Origin of the sequence: Pararhizobium antarcticum (genome assembly GCF_001885585.1) — a bacterium.
In the GTDB taxonomy this organism is placed as follows: domain Bacteria; phylum Pseudomonadota; class Alphaproteobacteria; order Rhizobiales; family Rhizobiaceae; genus Pararhizobium; species Pararhizobium antarcticum.
The window spans coordinates 113,863-132,099 of record NZ_LSRP01000074.1; the positions used below are offsets into that span (position 1 = coordinate 113,863).

14 protein-coding genes and 2 pseudogenes are annotated in these 18,237 nt (G+C 61.9%); 7 read left to right on the forward strand and 9 right to left on the reverse strand.

Annotated elements, in window-relative coordinates; all coding sequences use genetic code 11:
- Window positions 1–209: 209 nt before the first annotated feature.
- On the reverse strand, window positions 210–1,505 hold the full coding sequence (locus AX760_RS07955; protein WP_425348826.1) for a methyl-accepting chemotaxis protein: 1,296 nt from the start codon (window positions 1,503–1,505) through the stop codon (window positions 210–212).
- Window positions 1,503–1,940, reverse strand: a pseudogene (locus AX760_RS28270) (MCP four helix bundle domain-containing protein); the annotation flags it as partial. The pseudogene AX760_RS28270 and the gene AX760_RS07955, both read right to left, overlap by 3 nt.
- Window positions 1,941–2,433: 493 nt before the next feature.
- On the opposite strand from AX760_RS28270, the gene AX760_RS07960 reads away from it, so the two are divergent.
- Window positions 2,434–3,234, forward strand: a complete 801-nt coding sequence (locus tag AX760_RS07960) for a TlyA family RNA methyltransferase (protein ID WP_071832443.1) — start codon at window positions 2,434–2,436, stop codon at window positions 3,232–3,234.
- A complete protein-coding gene (locus AX760_RS07965; protein ID WP_071832444.1) occupies window positions 3,231–4,481 on the forward strand; it encodes a class I SAM-dependent RNA methyltransferase in 1,251 nt (416 codons plus the stop codon). Before AX760_RS07960 ends, AX760_RS07965 begins: the two co-directional genes overlap by 4 nt.
- Window positions 4,482–4,534: 53 nt before the next feature.
- On the opposite strand, the gene AX760_RS07970 is transcribed toward AX760_RS07965, so the two are convergent.
- Together AX760_RS07970 and AX760_RS07975 are read right to left on the reverse strand one after the other, a co-directional pair.
- Window positions 4,535–4,996 (reverse strand): MarR family winged helix-turn-helix transcriptional regulator, encoded by a 462-nt coding sequence (locus tag AX760_RS07970; protein ID WP_071832445.1) that lies wholly within the window; start codon window positions 4,994–4,996, stop codon window positions 4,535–4,537.
- On the reverse strand, window positions 4,993–6,153 hold the full coding sequence (locus AX760_RS07975; protein ID WP_071832446.1) for an Acg family FMN-binding oxidoreductase: 1,161 nt from the start codon (window positions 6,151–6,153) through the stop codon (window positions 4,993–4,995). The genes AX760_RS07970 and AX760_RS07975 overlap by 4 nt, the downstream gene beginning before the upstream one ends.
- A 64-nt stretch (window positions 6,154–6,217) precedes the next feature.
- On the opposite strand from AX760_RS07975, the gene AX760_RS07980 reads away from it, so the two are divergent.
- Window positions 6,218–7,378 carry an Acg family FMN-binding oxidoreductase gene (locus AX760_RS07980; protein WP_071832446.1) on the forward strand — a complete coding sequence of 387 codons (1,161 nt, stop codon included), beginning with the start codon at window positions 6,218–6,220 and terminating at the stop codon, window positions 7,376–7,378.
- Window positions 7,375–7,836 (forward strand): MarR family winged helix-turn-helix transcriptional regulator, encoded by a 462-nt coding sequence (locus tag AX760_RS07985; protein WP_071832445.1) that lies wholly within the window; start codon window positions 7,375–7,377, stop codon window positions 7,834–7,836. Before AX760_RS07980 ends, AX760_RS07985 begins: the two co-directional genes overlap by 4 nt.
- A gap of 53 nt (window positions 7,837–7,889) precedes the next feature.
- Here AX760_RS07985 and AX760_RS07990 read toward each other — a convergent pair whose 3' ends face one another.
- Window positions 7,890–9,140 carry a class I SAM-dependent RNA methyltransferase gene (locus tag AX760_RS07990; RefSeq protein WP_071832444.1) on the reverse strand — a complete coding sequence of 417 codons (1,251 nt, stop codon included), beginning with the start codon at window positions 9,138–9,140 and terminating at the stop codon, window positions 7,890–7,892.
- Window positions 9,137–9,937 (reverse strand): TlyA family RNA methyltransferase, encoded by an 801-nt coding sequence (locus AX760_RS07995; RefSeq protein ID WP_071832443.1) that lies wholly within the window; start codon window positions 9,935–9,937, stop codon window positions 9,137–9,139. Before AX760_RS07995 ends, AX760_RS07990 begins: the two co-directional genes overlap by 4 nt.
- A 493-nt stretch (window positions 9,938–10,430) precedes the next feature.
- Here AX760_RS07995 and AX760_RS28145 point away from each other — a divergent pair.
- From AX760_RS28145 to AX760_RS08010, 3 genes and pseudogenes are all read left to right on the forward strand, one after another.
- A pseudogene (locus AX760_RS28145) lies at window positions 10,431–10,868 on the forward strand (MCP four helix bundle domain-containing protein); the annotation flags it as partial.
- On the forward strand, window positions 10,866–12,161 hold the full coding sequence (locus AX760_RS08000; RefSeq protein ID WP_425348826.1) for a methyl-accepting chemotaxis protein: 1,296 nt from the start codon (window positions 10,866–10,868) through the stop codon (window positions 12,159–12,161). The pseudogene AX760_RS28145 and the gene AX760_RS08000, both read left to right, overlap by 3 nt.
- 293 nt (window positions 12,162–12,454) lie before the next feature.
- On the forward strand, window positions 12,455–13,597 hold the full coding sequence (locus tag AX760_RS08010; protein ID WP_175552035.1) for an OpgC family protein: 1,143 nt from the start codon (window positions 12,455–12,457) through the stop codon (window positions 13,595–13,597).
- 31 nt (window positions 13,598–13,628) lie between these two features.
- Here the strand turns inward: AX760_RS08010 and dxs are convergent, their stop codons facing one another.
- From dxs to AX760_RS08025, 3 genes are all read right to left on the reverse strand, one after another.
- Entirely contained in the window at window positions 13,629–15,539 is a 1,911-nt protein-coding gene (gene dxs / locus AX760_RS08015) for a 1-deoxy-D-xylulose-5-phosphate synthase (RefSeq protein WP_071832440.1), read from the reverse strand.
- 162 nt (window positions 15,540–15,701) lie between these two features.
- Window positions 15,702–16,625 carry a pirin family protein gene (locus AX760_RS08020; RefSeq protein ID WP_071832439.1) on the reverse strand — a complete coding sequence of 308 codons (924 nt, stop codon included), beginning with the start codon at window positions 16,623–16,625 and terminating at the stop codon, window positions 15,702–15,704.
- Window positions 16,626–16,787: 162 nt separating this feature from the next.
- Window positions 16,788–18,155 carry an APC family permease gene (locus AX760_RS08025; protein WP_071832438.1) on the reverse strand — a complete coding sequence of 456 codons (1,368 nt, stop codon included), beginning with the start codon at window positions 18,153–18,155 and terminating at the stop codon, window positions 16,788–16,790.
- Between the last annotated feature and the right edge of the window lie 82 nt (window positions 18,156–18,237).

Here is an 18,237-nt window from a genome sequence, read left to right on the forward strand (position 1 = left end):
GTCGACAGGTACAGCACCCCGTCAATCCACCAGCGCCGGCAGGCATGGGCCTTTCCGCTTTCCGCAAAAACGCTGGCGACGCAAGCGGCAAAGCCAACGTTGCGCGGCGGCCTGCGGGTCTTTCGCAGCAAAGCCAGCGCGCTCCGCCAGAAAAGACAATCGCCCCCGGACATCGGGAGCGATGATGGCAGGAAACCTGTTGTCCAGGCTCAGGCCGCGCGGCGGTGACCGCTGGATTGCTGGGTGCCGCCAGTGAGCTGGAAGGCTGCGATCAGTTCGCGCAGACGGCTTGATTCCATCGCAAGCGTCGCACTTGCCGCATTGGTCTCCTCGACCATGGCGGCATTCTGCTGGGTCACCTGGTCCATCTGGTTGACGGCGGTATTGACCTCCGCCAGACCGACCGATTGCTCGCGCGACGACGTGGCAATCGCATCCATGTGCTGGTTGATGGTGATGACGTATTGCTCGATGGTTTTCAAAGCCTCGCCGGTCGCCCGCACCAGTCTGACCCCGCCTTCGACTTCGTTGCTGGAGTTGCGGATCAGGTCCTTGATCTCCTTGGCAGCCTTGGCCGATCGCTGCGCCAGTTCGCGGACTTCCTGTGCAACGACCGCAAAGCCCTTGCCCGCATCGCCGGCACGAGCCGCCTCGACACCCGCATTCAGGGCCAGCAGGTTCGTCTGGAAGGCGATTTCGTCGATGACGCCGATGATGCTGGAGATCTGGCTGGAGGATTGCTCGATCTTCTGCATGGCATCGACCGCGTTGGCGACAACGGTCCCGGATTCGGCGGCACTGGCATTGGCCTGGATCGCCACGTTGCGTGCCTCTTCGGCGCGCTTGGAGGAGTTGGAGACGTTGACCGTGATCTGGTCCAGCGCCGCTGCCGTTTCCTCAAGCGAGGCCGCCTGCTGTTCTGTGCGCTTCGACAGATCGTCGGAGCTGCTGCTGATCTCGCGGCTGCCATTGTCGATCGAGCCGGCCGAATGGGTGACGGCAAGCAGTGTCTGGCCGAGCTGGGCGACAGCCGTGTTGAGATCGTGACGCAGCGCCTCGAAATCCGGGGCGAAGGGTTCGTTCAGCTGGAACGACAGGTCACCGGCGGCAAGGCGCTTCAGCCCGGAAGCGAGGCCCGATGTCGCCTGCAGCAGGCGGGCCTGTGCGGCGGCTTCCGCCTCTTGCGCAACCCGGACTTTTTCCGCCTTGGCGAGGGCGCGCTGTTCCTTTCCGTCGGCCTCAAGCCGGCGGTTCTCGAGCGCCGACTGACGGAACACCTCAACGGCACCGGCCATTTCGCCGATCTCGTCACGACGGCCGGCATAGGGCACGGCCGTATCGGCGTCACCTTCAGCAAGACGGGTCATGGAGCCGGTGATGCCCTGGATAGGACGCGCAATGCCACGAACCGCAAAGGTGACTGCGATAATCAGCACCAGCGCCGCGATCCCGATGGAGATGAACACTTCCAGCAGGACAGAATTGTAAGCCTTGGTGCTGGCCATCTGCGCCGCGTCCGAGCCCGTGTTGTTGAGCGCGACCAGTTCCTCGATTGCAGCCGTGATCTTGGTGGCTTCGGCCCCCATCTCACCCTCAAAGAGAACCTTGGCAAATTCCTTGTCGTTGTCACCGGACAGCTCGAGCATTTCGACGCCAAGCTTGCGGTATGCGGCAAAACCTTCGCGAAGCGAAGCCATGAGCAACCGTTCGTTGTCGCTGGAAATCAAAGCTTCATAGACGCCAAGGACATTATCCGTGGCCGCGGACTGATCGGCGACGGCCGTGCCGGCCTTGGTCATCTGTTCCTTGTTGACGGCCAGAAGGTGCCTTGCATAGGCGAGACGCTCCGCGAGCAGCGCGGATTCCATCTTCCGGGCAGCCGAGACGCTGGGCAGCCAGTTGTCCGCAATTTCATTCGTGTTGGCGTTGAGCGTCCGCATGCCGCTGACGGAAAACCACTACAGGGCGGCGACAACGATCGCGATGATTGCAAACAGGCTGATCAGGGTTGTCTTGATGTTCGGACGGCGCATGCGGGACTCCGGCGTTTCAGAAGGAGCGGTGTGCTCCCGATCAATGGAACCGGACAAGTCATCATGTCAGACCGGGCAAATGTTCTCCGACGTCATGCCGGCGACTTTCTGCTACAATTGGCCGATTTTATTCACGCATCGTTAAAATTCACTGAAGCGTAAGCTCTCGATTGCCCGGCTGTGTTCCCTTCCCGGTCAATTCCCGGAAACTGGCCCTGCAAGCAACAGGATCAGGCAAAGCTTGCGCTGGCATGCAGAAGGGTGCCGATGCCGGCCAGCGATCGACGAATTTTTCACGTCCTCCTCAGTTTGCCGGCCAAAACATCGCAAAAGGCCGCATTATTCGGCTTGGGCGCGGCAAACATCTTGCCATGGCGGCCTCGAACAGCCATGACGGGCCATGTCCAACGAACCCAAAACCAGTATCCGCCTCGACCAGCTTCTCCTGAACCTTGGTCTCGTCGCCAGCCGCTCGCGCGCCCGCGACGCGATCCAGCGCGGCACCGTCAAGGTCAATGACCGCGTCGTCATCAAGCCATCCTCGACTTTTCCCGAGGATGTGACGATCACCATCGATGATCCGGTTCAGGCCTATGTCTCGCGCGCGGCGCTCAAGCTGAAGGCCGGGCTCGAGCATTTCGGCCTCTCCCCCGAGGGCCAGGAATGCCTCGACATCGGCGCCTCGACCGGCGGTTTCACCGAAATTCTGCTGCATGCCGGCGCCGAGCATGTGATCTCCATCGATGTCGGCCACGGCCAGTTTCATCCGCGCCTCGATGCCGACGATCGCGTCACCAATATCGAGGGACTGAATGCGCGGGCTTTGGACGAGGATCATCTCGACGGCCGCGCGATTACCTTCATCGTTTCCGACGTCTCCTTCATTTCGCTGAAGCTCGCTCTGCCACCGGCCTTGGACCTCGCGGAACCGGGCGCGCATTGCATCCTGCTGGTCAAGCCGCAATTCGAGGCCGGGCGCGAAGCGATCAGCAAGGCCGGATTGCTCAAGGATCCGTCGACGGCACCGGCGGTCGCTGCCGAACTGGAACGCTGGCTGTCCGAGGACATGGGCTGGGAAAGTCTCGGTCTCATCCCCTCGCCGATCGCCGGTGGTGACGGCAACGAGGAATATCTTCTGGCCGGACGCAAACCGCTGGACGATAACGCACGAGCCGATGAAACGCTGGACGACACCGAATGAGCATGGAAACGCTGACCATCGAGAAGATCGGCCTCTCCGGCGATGGCATTGCACGGGGTCCTTTCGGCCCTGTCTACGTGCCCTTCACGCTTCCCGGCGAGATCGCAGCCCTTGCGGTCAACAAGGACAAGGGCACGGTGATGTCGCTGAGCGGGCTGTCGCCCGATCGCGTCGCGCCGACATGCCGGCATTTCGGCCCTGAAGGCGAAAACGGCAGTTGTGGCGGCTGCAGCCTGCAGCATGCCAGCGACGACTTCTACCAGTCGTTCAAGCGCCAGATCGTGCTCGATGCCTTGAAATCCAAAGCGCTGGTCGCGGAGGTCGGACCGCTGGTGACAGCCCATCCGGGCGACCGCCGGCGCACGGTGTTTACCGCCCGGCGCACGGAAAAATCACTGCTTCTCGGCTACAACGAGCGCGAGAGCCACAATATCGTTTCCATTGTCGAATGTCCCATCGCAAGCCCGGGCATCGTCTCCAGGCTTGCGACCATCCGCACCATCGCAGCGGCAATGGCTGTCAATGCCGAGCCCTTCCGCATCACCGTTCTGGAAACGGCCGCCGGTCTCGATCTGGCCGTCGAGGGCATCAAGGCCCTGCCGGACCGGCAGCGGCGCATGGCTGTCGAAACCGTTCTCGGTGAAAAGGGCATTGCCCGTGTCGCGCTCAACGGCGAGATCGTCATCGAACCGCACAAGCCGGTCATCGACTTCGGCGGCATTTCCGTCTCGCCGCCTGCCGGCGGCTTTGCCCAGGCGAGCAAACCGGCCGAAGACGCCATGGCGGCGCTGGTCACCAGCCATATCGGCAAGGCCAAGCGCGTTGCCGACCTGTTTGCGGGGTCCGGCACCTTTGCGCTGAGGATCGCACGCACGGCGCGCGTCCATGCCGTCGAAGGTGAGGACAAGGCGTTGAAGGCGCTCGATTACGCGGCCCGCAACACGCAAGGCCTGAAGCCGGTGACGATCGAGAAGCGCGACCTGCTTCGCCGACCACTGATGACCGCGGAACTCAAGATCTACGACGCCGTCGTGTTCGACCCGCCGCGCGCCGGCGCGGAAGCCCAGACGAAGGAACTCGCCCGCTCTGGCGTGAAGAAGATCGTCGCCGTCTCCTGCAATCCGGTGACGCTGGTGCGGGACCTGCGCATCCTCGTCGATGCCGGCTACCGCATCACCTCGGTGACACCGATCGACCAGTTCCTCTGGTCGTCGCATGTGGAAGTGGTCGCGACGCTCGAGAAGTAGCGGAACCTGTCAAGCCTTGGCCCGGTGGTTCCATCCTTGCGTTTCGCGACGTTTTAAGCGACCGGATTTCGCCTTGCGTCGAGGACCTTTCGCAAGGTTTCGAGCAGCGGCAACGCTTGAGACAGTGTAGCCACTGGTATTTCAGCGCACAATGCGGCCAGTTCAGGCCCAAGAGCAGTGATCGCGCCGTCCCTGGCCAGACGTCCCGCAGGCATGAGAAACACCCGCTTGGAGCGGCCGTCATGGGTGTCGGGCTCGATCCGGACAAAACCCTTTCCCTCAAGGTGCCCAAGCGTATTGGTCATGGCCCCCTTGGTCACCTGCATCGCCTGCGCGATCGACAAAGGCGTGCGGCCATCGCCCAGGCGGACCAGATGATTGAGCACGGTAAACTGCGACAGGGTCATTCCGTCAGGCATCACCTTTTCAAAGGCATTGCCGGACAGTTGTGCGATGATACCGATCTCGTTCAGGATGCGAAACATTGTCTCGCCATGGTGCGGTCCTGCCGTCATGCACTCCTGATCCGGGTCTCGTAGGGCCAGCGGGGCGCGCCCTTGATATGGGGACCATAGCCGAGCCGAACCAGCATTTGAAGGATCTCGTCCGGCCCGACCTCAAGCGCCTGCCGCATTCCTGCAAAATGCGTCCGCATTTCGGGAAACTCCTGCAAAGCCTGGCTGAACGGATGCATCGACACGCCTGCGGCGGTCGCGGCCAGATTGAGCCTAACATAGTCGCGCCCGGCGGCGATCTGGTCAACGCGGGTGTTACCAGGCGTTTTCTGCCAGAGAAACGCCATGGCCGTATCGAAGGGTTCCTTCAGGATCGGCACCTGCTGCTGAAAGGCCGTCGAAGTCTGGTCGAGCATCTGCTCGCGCGACAGCATGCCTGATATCGCAAGCGTTTCCATCATGGCGCCGGACAGGTCGATACCATCAGGACTGGCCTCGATCTCGGCCCTGCCGATGCGGATGAGATCGATGCTTTCCTTCAACGTATGCGGTGTGGTGATCTCGGTATAATTCGCCTCCCAGGCAAGCGTCCGAAGCGCTGCGACACGGGCTTCCTCATTTGTAAAGGCGATCGATGACGTCCGCGCGGAAGAAGCGATCTGCGCCAGATCTTCTGTCGCAACCGGGCGGGACAGATCGTAGGCCTCCTTGTTGGAGCGTCGGGAAAGCACCTGCGTGAACAACGGGTCAGGTACCACGCCGGCATCTGCTGACAGGCGGATATGGGCCACCGGCCGCGCGTCGAGACGCGGATGCGGTTCGCCGTCCGGAAAGAGCTTGATATCGACGCCATGACCTTCAGCAACCGCGGCCTGCGCGAAAAGCTCGAGAAAACAGCCGAGTCCGATCGTAATCTGCCGATCGAACGGATCGGTGTGCGGCAGGCGTCGGTCTTCCTGACAGAAAAGCGTGACCTCGTTTTCGACCGAGAGATCCGCAAGCCAGGGCTGACGGTTGTGCGGGTTGGGAGCAAGCACGGCATAGGACAGGGCCTTGCGGCGTGGATCGGTTTCCATCCCGCCCGCCATCTCCCGCGCCACGTCCCAGGGTCGCCTGGCCGCGGCCGGATCACGCGTGTTTGCCCAGAGAATACCCCCACCTGCCGCAAGCACGACGCCGCCGCCAATGATGCCCATGAATGACCGTCTCGTTGCCATGCCAGCCTCCATTTGGTTTAATATTAAACTATATAGTTTAATATTAAACCAAATGGAGGCTGGCATGGCAACGAGACGGTCATTCATGGGCATCATTGGCGGCGGCGTCGTGCTTGCGGCAGGTGGGGGTATTCTCTGGGCAAACACGCGTGATCCGGCCGCGGCCAGGCGACCCTGGGACGTGGCGCGGGAGATGGCGGGCGGGATGGAAACCGATCCACGCCGCAAGGCCCTGTCCTATGCCGTGCTTGCTCCCAACCCGCACAACCGTCAGCCCTGGCTTGCGGATCTCTCGGTCGAAAACGAGGTCACGCTTTTCTGTCAGGAAGACCGACGCCTGCCGCACACCGATCCGTTCGATCGGCAGATTACGATCGGACTCGGCTGTTTTCTCGAGCTTTTCGCGCAGGCCGCGGTTGCTGAAGGTCATGGCGTCGATATCAAGCTCTTTCCGGACGGCGAACCGCATCCGCGTCTCGACGCGCGGCCGGTGGCCCATATCCGCCTGTCAGCAGATGCCGGCGTGGTACCTGACCCGTTGTTCACGCAGGTGCTTTCCCGACGCTCCAACAAGGAGGCCTACGATCTGTCCCGCCCGGTTGCGACAGAAGATCTGGCGCAGATCGCTTCTTCCGCGCGGACGTCATCGATCGCCTTTACAAATGAGGAAGCCCGTGTCGCAGCGCTTCGGACGCTTGCCTGGGAGGCGAATTATACCGAGATCACCACACCGCATACGTTGAAGGAAAGCATCGATCTCATCCGCATCGGCAGGGCCGAGATCGAGGCCAGTCCTGATGGTATCGACCTGTCCGGCGCCATGATGGAAACGCTTGCGATATCAGGCATGCTGTCGCGCGAGCAGATGCTCGACCAGACTTCGACGGCCTTTCAGCAGCAGGTGCCGATCCTGAAGGAACCCTTCGATACGGCCATGGCGTTTCTCTGGCAGAAAACGCCTGGTAACACCCGCGTTGACCAGATCGCCGCCGGGCGCGACTATGTTAGGCTCAATCTGGCCGCGACCGCCGCAGGCGTGTCGATGCATCCGTTCAGCCAGGCTTTGCAGGAGTTTCCCGAAATGCGGACGCATTTTGCAGGAATGCGGCAGGCGCTTGAGGTCGGGCCGGACGAGATCCTTCAAATGCTGGTTCGGCTCGGCTATGGTCCCCATATCAAGGGCGCGCCCCGCTGGCCCTACGAGACCCGGATCAGGAGTGCATGACGGCAGGACCGCACCATGGCGAGACAATGTTTCGCATCCTGAACGAGATCGGTATCATCGCACAACTGTCCGGCAATGCCTTTGAAAAGGTGATGCCTGACGGAATGACCCTGTCGCAGTTTACCGTGCTCAATCATCTGGTCCGCCTGGGCGATGGCCGCACGCCTTTGTCGATCGCGCAGGCGATGCAGGTGACCAAGGGGGCCATGACCAATACGCTTGGGCACCTTGAGGGAAAGGGTTTTGTCCGGATCGAGCCCGACACCCATGACGGCCGCTCCAAGCGGGTGTTTCTCATGCCTGCGGGACGTCTGGCCAGGGACGGCGCGATCACTGCTCTTGGGCCTGAACTGGCCGCATTGTGCGCTGAAATACCAGTGGCTACACTGTCTCAAGCGTTGCCGCTGCTCGAAACCTTGCGAAAGGTCCTCGACGCAAGGCGAAATCCGGTCGCTTAAAACGTCGCGAAACGCAAGGATGGAACCACCGGGCCAAGGCTTGACAGGTTCCGCTACTTCTCGAGCGTCGCGACCACTTCCACATGCGACGACCAGAGGAACTGGTCGATCGGTGTCACCGAGGTGATGCGGTAGCCGGCATCGACGAGGATGCGCAGGTCCCGCACCAGCGTCACCGGATTGCAGGAGACGGCGACGATCTTCTTCACGCCAGAGCGGGCGAGTTCCTTCGTCTGGGCTTCCGCGCCGGCGCGCGGCGGGTCGAACACGACGGCGTCGTAGATCTTGAGTTCCGCGGTCATCAGTGGTCGGCGAAGCAGGTCGCGCTTCTCGATCGTCACCGGCTTCAGGCCTTGCGTGTTGCGGGCCGCGTAATCGAGCGCCTTCAACGCCTTGTCCTCACCTTCGACGGCATGGACGCGCGCCGTGCGTGCGATCCTCAGCGCAAAGGTGCCGGACCCCGCAAACAGGTCGGCAACGCGCTTGGCCTTGCCGATATGGCTGGTGACCAGCGCCGCCATGGCGTCTTCGGCCGGTTTGCTCGCCTGGGCAAAGCCGCCGGCAGGCGGCGAGACGGAAATGCCGCCGAAGTCGATGACCGGCTTGTGCGGTTCGATGACGATCTCGCCGTTGAGCGCGACACGGGCAATGCCCTTTTCACCGAGAACGGTTTCGACAGCCATGCGCCGCTGCCGGTCCGGCAGGGCCTTGATGCCCTCGACGGCCAGATCGAGACCGGCGGCCGTTTCCAGAACGGTGATGCGGAAGGGCTCGGCATTGACAGCCATTGCCGCTGCGATGGTGCGGATGGTCGCAAGCCTGGAGACGATGCCCGGGCTTGCGATGGGACATTCGACAATGGAAACGATATTGTGGCTCTCGCGCTCGTTGTAGCCGAGAAGCAGTGATTTTTCCGTGCGCCGGGCGGTAAACACCGTGCGCCGGCGGTCGCCCGGATGGGCTGTCACCAGCGGTCCGACCTCCGCGACCAGCGCTTTGGATTTCAAGGCATCGAGCACGATCTGGCGCTTGAACGACTGGTAGAAGTCGTCGCTGGCATGCTGCAGGCTGCAGCCGCCACAACTGCCGTTTTCGCCTTCAGGGCCGAAATGCCGGCATGTCGGCGCGACGCGATCGGGCGACAGCCCGCTCAGCGACATCACCGTGCCCTTGTCCTTGTTGACCGCAAGGGCTGCGATCTCGCCGGGAAGCGTGAAGGGCACGTAGACAGGGCCGAAAGGACCCCGTGCAATGCCATCGCCGGAGAGGCCGATCTTCTCGATGGTCAGCGTTTCCATGCTCATTCGGTGTCGTCCAGCGTTTCATCGGCTCGTGCGTTATCGTCCAGCGGTTTGCGTCCGGCCAGAAGATATTCCTCGTTGCCGTCACCACCGGCGATCGGCGAGGGGATGAGACCGAGACTTTCCCAGCCCATGTCCTCGGACAGCCAGCGTTCCAGTTCGGCAGCGACCGCCGGTGCCGTCGACGGATCCTTGAGCAATCCGGCCTTGCTGATCGCTTCGCGCCCGGCCTCGAATTGCGGCTTGACCAGCAGGATGCAATGCGCGCCCGGTTCCGCGAGGTCCAAGGCCGGTGGCAGAGCGAGCTTCAGCGAAATGAAGGAGACGTCGGAAACGATGAAGGTAATCGCGCGGCCGTCGAGATGATCCTCGTCCAAAGCCCGCGCATTCAGTCCCTCGATATTGGTGACGCGATCGTCGGCATCGAGGCGCGGATGAAACTGGCCGTGGCCGACATCGATGGAGATCACATGCTCGGCGCCGGCATGCAGCAGAATTTCGGTGAAACCGCCGGTCGAGGCGCCGATGTCGAGGCATTCCTGGCCCTCGGGGGAGAGGCCGAAATGCTCGAGCCCGGCCTTCAGCTTGAGCGCCGCGCGCGAGACATAGGCCTGAACCGGATCATCGATGGTGATCGTCACATCCTCGGGAAAAGTCGAGGATGGCTTGATGACGACGCGGTCATTGACCTTGACGGTGCCGCGCTGGATCGCGTCGCGGGCGCGCGAGCGGCTGGCGACGAGACCAAGGTTCAGGAGAAGCTGGTCGAGGCGGATACTGGTTTTGGGTTCGTTGGACATGGCCCGTCATGGCTGTTCGAGGCCGCCATGGCAAGATGTTTGCCGCGCCCAAGCCGAATAATGCGGCCTTTTGCGATGTTTTGGCCGGCAAACTGAGGAGGACGTGAAAAATTCGTCGATCGCTGGCCGGCATCGGCACCCTTCTGCATGCCAGCGCAAGCTTTGCCTGATCCTGTTGCTTGCAGGGCCAGTTTCCGGGAATTGACCGGGAAGGGAACACAGCCGGGCAATCGAGAGCTTACGCTTCAGTGAATTTTAACGATGCGTGAATAAAATCGGCCAATTGTAGCAGAAAGTCGCCGGCATGACGTCGGAGAACATTTGCCCGGTCTGACATGATGACTTGTCCGGTTCCATTGATCGGGAGCACACCGCTCCTTCTGAAACGCCGGAGTCCCGCATGCGCCGTCCGAACATCAAGACAACCCTGATCAGCCTGTTTGCAATCATCGCGATCGTTGTCGCCGCCCTGTAGTGGTTTTCCGTCAGCGGCATGCGGACGCTCAACGCCAACACGAATGAAATTGCGGACAACTGGCTGCCCAGCGTCTCGGCTGCCCGGAAGATGGAATCCGCGCTGCTCGCGGAGCGTCTCGCCTATGCAAGGCACCTTCTGGCCGTCAACAAGGAACAGATGACCAAGGCCGGCACGGCCGTCGCCGATCAGTCCGCGGCCACGGATAATGTCCTTGGCGTCTATGAAGCTTTGATTTCCAGCGACAACGAACGGTTGCTCATGGCTTCGCTTCGCGAAGGTTTTGCCGCATACCGCAAGCTTGGCGTCGAAATGCTCGAGCTGTCCGGTGACAACGACAAGGAATTTGCCAAGGTTCTCTTTGAGGGTGAGATGGGGGCCGAAGCCACCAAGATCACGGCTGCAATCGAGGAACTGGTCGCGCTCAACAACACGGGCTCGGACGCGGCGCAGATGGCCAGCACCAAGGCTTACAATTCTGTCCTGCTGGAAGTGTTCATCTCCATCGGGATCGCGGCGCTGGTGCTGATTATCGCAGTCACCTTTGCGGTTCGTGGCATTGCGCGTCCTATCCAGGGCATCACCGGCTCCATGACCCGTCTTGCTGAAGGTGACGCCGATACGGCCGTGCCCTATGCCGGCCGTCGTGACGAGATCGGCGAAATGGCCGGTGCCGTTGAGGTGTTCCGTCAGTCGGCGCTCGAGAACCGCCGGCTTGAGGCCGACGGAAAGGAACAGCGCGCCCTCGCCAAGGCGGAAAAAGTCCGGGTTGCGCAAGAGGCGGAAGCCGCCGCACAGGCCCGCCTGCTGCAGGCGACATCGGGCCTCGCTTCCGGGCTGAAGCGCCTTGCCGCCGGTGACCTGTCGTTCCAGCTGAACGAACCCTTCGCCCCGGATTTCGAGGCGCTGCGTCACGATCTCAACACGGCTGTCGCCCAGCTCGGCCAGACACTGCTTGCCGTCACCCATTCGGCCGGCTCGATCGACAATGGCAGCCGCGAGATCAGCAGCAGCTCCGACGATCTGTCGAAGCGCACAGAACAGCAGGCGGCCTCGCTTGAGGAAACGGCAGCGGCGCTGGACCAGATCACGGTCAACGTCTCCAACTCCTCCAAGCGCGCCGAAGAGGCACGCAACGTGGCGATCCAGGCCAATGCCAGTGCCGCCGAATCCGGGACCGTTGTCGCCAACGCGGTCGATGCCATGCAGAAGATCGAGCAATCCTCCAGCCAGATCTCCAGCATCATCGGCGTCATCGACGAAATCGCCTTCCAGACGAACCTGCTGGCCCTGAATGCGGGTGTCGAGGCGGCTCGTGCCGGCGATGCGGGCAAGGGCTTTGCGGTCGTTGCACAGGAAGTCCGCGAACTGGCGCAGCGATCGGCCAAGGCTGCCAAGGAGATCAAGGACCTGATCCGCAACTCCAGCAACGAAGTCGAAGGCGGGGTCAGACTGGTGCGGGCGACCGGCGAGGCTTTGAAAACCATCGAGCAATACGTCATCACCATCAACCAGCACATGGATGCGATTGCCACGTCGTCGCGCGAGCAATCGGTCGGTCTGGCGGAGGTCAATACCGCCGTCAACCAGATGGACCAGGTGACCCAGCAGAATGCCGCCATGGTCGAGGAGACCAATGCGGCAAGTGCGACGCTTGCGATGGAATCAAGCCGTCTGCGCGAACTGATCGCAGCCTTCCAGCTCACTGGCGGCACCCAGCAATCCAGCGGTCACCGCCGCGCGGCCTGAGCCTGGACAACAGGTTTCCTGCCATCATCGCTCCCGATGTCCGGGGGCGATTGTCTTTTCTGGCGGAGCGCGCTGGCTTTGCTGCGAAAGACCCGCAGGCCGCCGCGCAACGTTGGCTTTGCCGCTTGCGTCGCCAGCGTTTTTGCGGAAAGCGGAAAGGCCCATGCCTGCCGGCGCTGGTGGATTGACGGGGTGCTGTACCTGTCGACCCTGCGTTAACCGGAAAATCAAACACCGCTCGATAAATGCCGGAAAAACGGGCATGGAGGAAGCAGCAGGAAATTGGCATCGGCATGGTCAAGGCGCGGGAAAACAGAATTGATCTGATTCGGGGGCTGTCGCTGCTCCTGATCTTCGTCGGCCATTCGAGTTTCAGCTTTTCGGAAGGGCTGCAGCATTCCCGCGGCTTCGCCGACGCATCGGAACTGTTCGTGCTGATGGCCGGCATTTCCGCAGCCCTGGCCTATTATCCACGCGGTGGCGCGCTTGATTTTCCGTCTTTGGCGGCCAAGCCGTTGCGGCGCGCGGGGAAGATCTACGCGGTTCATGTGGCCTTGCTTGTCGGACTGGTCGGCCTGTTTTCCGTCGGCCTGGCCAAGGATCTGCCGATCTTTGCGCAGGCGAGTGCGATTCTCGGTCTGACGGGCTTCTGGAGCGATCCGCTGGGCAATCTCGCGTCGATTTTTCTGCTGCGGTATATGCCCGGAAATTTCGACATTCTGCCGATGTATGTGATCCTCATCGCCTGCGTGCCGCTGTTCCTCTATCTGAACGACCGCGCGCCGAAACTGCTCATTTGCGGGTCGTTGCTCGTCTGGCTGGGTGCCGGTTTCGGCCATGTCAATTTCGTGAACACGGCGCTTCCGGAAGGACACTGGTACTTCGACCCGCTGTCCTGGCAGCTTATATTCCTGATCGGCCTGGTCATCGGCGTCCGCCTCAAGACCGGCCGGCCGGCACTGCCTTACAACCGTGCCCTGTTTATTGCCGCGGCGGCTTTCTGTGTTCTGGCAGTTCCCGCCAACATCCTGTTCCACTTTCATTTCATTGAGCCACCGTCGGAATGGCTTTACCGCGCGATGACCAGCAAGACCAATGACGGCATCCTGCGGCTCGTCAATGCGATCGCCATCGTCTACGTGCTCTGGAACATCGAGGCGGTCCGGCGTCTGGCCGACGGGTCTTTCCTGCAGCCGATCTGCGTGATCGGGCGCCACAGCATGCCGGTCTTCATCACCGGTCTCCTGCTTTCGGATCTGATGACCGTGAGCATGGGATTGCCGCGCTCGCTGACGCTTCCCGAACAGATCCTTCTGATGACGGCGGGCGTTCTGCTGCAACTGGTTGTCGGCCAGTATCTGGAAGCCCGCAAGAATTGCACGTCCCTGTCACGGTCGCACCCAGCCCCTGCCGAAGCCAAAGGCGCGACGCGCTAGACGCCTTGGGCGGGATGGGCCGGTGCAGCCTTCAGCCGGCAACTCCGACGCCGACCTGCTTCTGGCCGAGCGCCTTGAACACCGTCGCGACGATGCCGGCGCGGTCGAGGCCGGCCTTGGCATACATGACCTCGGGCTTGGCCTGTTCCATCCACATATCCGGAAGCACGAGCGGGCGAACCTTGAGGCCGCTGTCGAGCAGGCCCTCATGGGCGAGAAACTGCATCACATGGCTCCCGAAACCACCGACGGCACCTTCCTCGATCGTGATCAGCACCTCATGGTGGCGCGCCAGCTGAAGGATTAGCGCGTGGTCGAGCGGCTTTGCAAAGCGCGCATCGGCAACCGTCGTCGACAGGCCTGCCGCATCGAGGTCCTCGGCGGCGAGCAGGCAGTCGGCAAGCCGCGTGCCGAAGGACAGCAGGGCCACCTTGGAACCCTGCTTCACCAGCCGGCCCTTGCCGATTTCCAGGATCTGGCCACGCTCGGGCATGTCGACGCCGACACCTTCGCCGCGCGGATAGCGAAACGAGATAGGCCCGTCGTCATAGGCAGCGGCGGTGCGCACCATATGCTTCAGTTCCGCCTCATCGGCAGCCGCCATGACCACGAAACCGGGCAGGGTGGCGAGATAGGTCGTATCGAACGCGCCCGCATGGGTCGGGCCGTCGGCGCCGACAAAGCCGGCGCGGTCGATCGGAAAGCGCACCGGCAGACCCTGGATCGCCACGTCGTGCACCACCTGGTCGTAGCCGCGCTGCAGGAAGGTCGAGTAAAGCGCACAGAAGGGCTTGTAGCCTTCGGAGGCGAGGCCGGCGGCAAACGTCACCGCGTGCTGTTCGGCAATGCCGACATCAAAGCAGCGCGAGGGGTGGGCGAGCGCAAACTTGTCGAGCCCCGTGCCGGACGGCATGGCCGCGGTGACCGCGACGATCTTGTCGTCGAAGCCGCCTTCCTGCGTCAGCGCTTCGGCAAAAACCGAAGTATAGGCGGGTGCGTTCGGCTTGGCCTTGGCCTGCGCACCGGTGATCACGTCGAACGTATTGACGCCGTGATACTTGTCAGCCGCAGCTTCCGCCGGTGGATAACCCTTGCCCTTTTGCGTCACGACATGGATCAGCACCGGGCCCTTGGAATTGTCGCGGACATTGCGCAGGACCGGCAGCAGGTGTTCGAAGGAATGCCCGTCGATCGGGCCGATATGGTAGAAACCCAGTTCTTCGAACAGGGTACCGCCGGTGACGTAGCCGCGCGCATGTTCGACGGCGCGGGTGATCGCCCGGTCCACCGTCTTGCCGAGATAGGCGGTCAGCTTTTTGCCGAGATCGCGGAAGCCCATATAGGTCCGGCCGGAGGCAAGCCGCGCCAGATAGGCGCTCATCGCACCGGTCGGCGGCGCGATCGACATGTCGTTGTCGTTGAGGATGACGATCAGCCGTGCATCGAGCGCGCCGGCATTGTTCAGCGCCTCATAGGCCATGCCGGCCGACATCGCACCGTCGCCGATGACGGCAATGACGTTGCGATGCTCACCCGACAGGTCGGCTGCCACCGCCATGCCGAGGCCAGCGGAAATCGATGTCGACGAATGGGCGGCACCGAAGGGATCGTATTCGCTCTCGGCGCGGCGGGTAAATCCGGACAGGCCGTTTTCCTGGCGCAACGTGCGGATCCGGTCGCGGCGACCGGTCAGGATCTTGTGTGGATAACACTGGTGGCCGACATCGAAGATCAGCCGGTCATGCGGCGTGTTGAACACCTTGTGGATGGCGATTGTCAGTTCGACGACGCCAAGCCCGGCGCCCAGATGCCCGCCGGTGCGCGACACCGCATCGACCATTTCGGCGCGCAGTTCCGTCGCCAGCTGCGGCAGATCCTTGTCGTCGATTTTCTTGAGATCATCAGGAATGTGCACCTGATCGAGCAGAGGGGTCGCCGGCATCGGATTGACTGGCAGTTGTGTCACGCTGAAAGGCCTTCATTCCCGCGCCTTTCATGAGACGCGTTTCCTGATGAATATCCGCAAAAAGCGTCTTTAAACACAATCACCATCGATTGCAAAAGCGGTTTTTTGTCGCGATACAAACAGGGAGTTTAACGAATATTACCGTTCGGGCAAAGGGATAAACTCGTCTTCGTCTCCGGGCACGATGTCGAAGCGGCCGCTGCGCCACTCTTCCTTGGCCTGCTCGATCCTCTCCTTGGAGGAAGAAACGAAATTCCACCAGACATGCCGGGCCGAGCCCATGGCCGCGCCACCGAACAGCATGATGTGACACCCCTGCGCACCAGCGGTGACGGTAATCTCGTCGCCCGGGCGAAAGACGAGAAGCTGGTTGCTGGCGAAATGGTCGCCGGCAATGATCGCCTCGCCCTCGAGAATATAGAGCGCACGTTCCTCCCACTGTGCAGCAAACGGCGCGCTCCGGCCGGCTTCGATGGTCAGATCGACATAGAGGGTATCGGAAAACACCGAGACCGGCGATCCCATGCCCTCGAAGGAACCGATGACGATGCGGCCCTGCAGACCCCTGTCGGAAAACGCCGGCAGATCGCGTTTCTCTGTATGCGCGAAAATTGGGGCGATCTCTTCATACTGGTCGGGCAGGGCAAGCCAGGTCTGCAGGCCCGAAATCGATTGCGGTTTTCCGCGCAGGTTTTCCGGGGAGCGTTCCGAATGCACGATGCCGCGCCCGGCGGTCATCAGGTTGAGGTCGCCCGGCGCGATAACCATTTCCGTGCCGAGACTGTCGCGATGCTTGATCTCGCCGTCGAAGAGATAGGTGACTGTGGACAGCCCGATATGCGGATGCGGTCGCACGTCCAGCGCTTCGCCCGCTTTAAGAAGGGCCGGGCCCATGCGATCGAAGAAGATGAACGGCCCGACCAGCCGGCGCTTGGCCGTTGGCAGCGCCCGGCGCACCTGAAGATTGCCGATGTCGCTGGTGCGCGGAATGATCAGATGCTCGATCGCATCGCAGGCCGGTGCATCGCCGACGCTCGGATCGTTTCCGGGGAAGAAGGACATGGGTTACAACTCCTATTTTCCATTCGCAGCCATGGCCGTCTCTATATCGGTCAACAATGGTTGCAGTCGTTGACTGATCGTCTCCCAGATCATCGGGCGGCTGATCCGATCATAATCATGCCGAAGCATGTTGCCGATGCCTCATATTTGCGCGCCCGGCGTCTATCCCGCCGCCTTTTCCGTTCGCCGCATGATGCCGAGCGTCGCCAGCCAGAGAACGACGCCGAGCCCGATCAGGCAGGCGGCAATGAAATATTGCACCGGCTCGCGCCCTGTCCAGGGCCCGGCGAGGAACGCGCAGGTGATCGCACCGAGGATCGGCACGATCGTTGGCGTGCGAAAATGCTTGTGCTCGACCGTGTCCCTGCGCAGCACCAGCACGGCGATGTTGACCACAGCAAAGACGCAGAGCAGCAAAAGCGCCGTTGTGCCGCCGAGTTCCGGCACGCCGCCAGCAAGGGTGATCAGCGCAATGGCCAGCGCCGTCGTGAACAGGATCGCGATATAGGGCGAATGGCGGCTTTTGTGGACCCGCCCGAGCACTGCCGGAATGACGCCCTCGCGGCCCATGCCGTAAAGCAGGCGGCTTGCCATCATCATGTTGATGAGTGCCGAATTGGCGACGGCGAGCATGGTGATCAGGCCGAAAATGCTGATCGGAAAGCCGGGTGCCCCGGCCTGAACCACCTTCAGCAACGGCGTTTCGCCTTCGCCAAGATCTTCAGCCGAAACCAGCGTGATCGCCGAGATCGAGACAAGCATGTAGATCGCACCGGTGATCAGCAGACCGCCCAGCAGCACCTTCGGGAAGATCTTGCTGGGGTTCTTGCACTCCTCCGCCATGTTGACGGAGTCCTCGAAGCCCACCATGGCGAAAAAGGCGAGCGTGGTTGCCGCGACGACGGGCCAGAAGACGCCGCTGCTGCCTTCCGGCGGCACGAAGGTCCAGATCCGCGAGACATCGCCCTGGCCATGGCCGATCGCCCAGAAGCCGATGGCGATGATCAGCAAAAGCCCGCTCAACTCGATCACGGTCAGCACGACATTGAGCTTAACGCTCTCGCCGACGCCGCGAAAGTTGATCGCCGCAACAAGCGCGATGAAAAGCACCGCAACCGCAATGACACCGGCTTCGCCCATGTCCATTCCAAGGCCGGCAGAGAAATTTGCGGCAAAGGCCCGCGATGCGGTCGCAGCCGATGTGATGCCGGACGACATCACGGCAAAGGCGACGATGAAGGTCAGGAAATGGACGCCGAAGGCCTTGTGCGTATAGAGCGCTGCACCGGCTGCCTGCGGGTATTTCGTCACCAGTTCGAGATAGCTGAAGGCCGTCAGAAGGGCGACGACAAAGGCCACCAGAAAGGGCAGCCAGACGACACCGCCGACTTCGGCAGCAACCTGTCCCGTCAGGGCATAGATGCCGGTGCCGAGAATGTCGCCGATGATGAACAGCAGCAACAGCCCCGGGCCCATCACCCGTTTCAACTCAGGTTGTTTTCCCGCTGTGCCCGATTCCGTCGTTGCCATTTGTATCTCCCTTCACATGCCGATCATGACCGGCACGGCTGCTCACCTGATGGGAACTAGCCTTTTGAAATGCAAAGTGAAG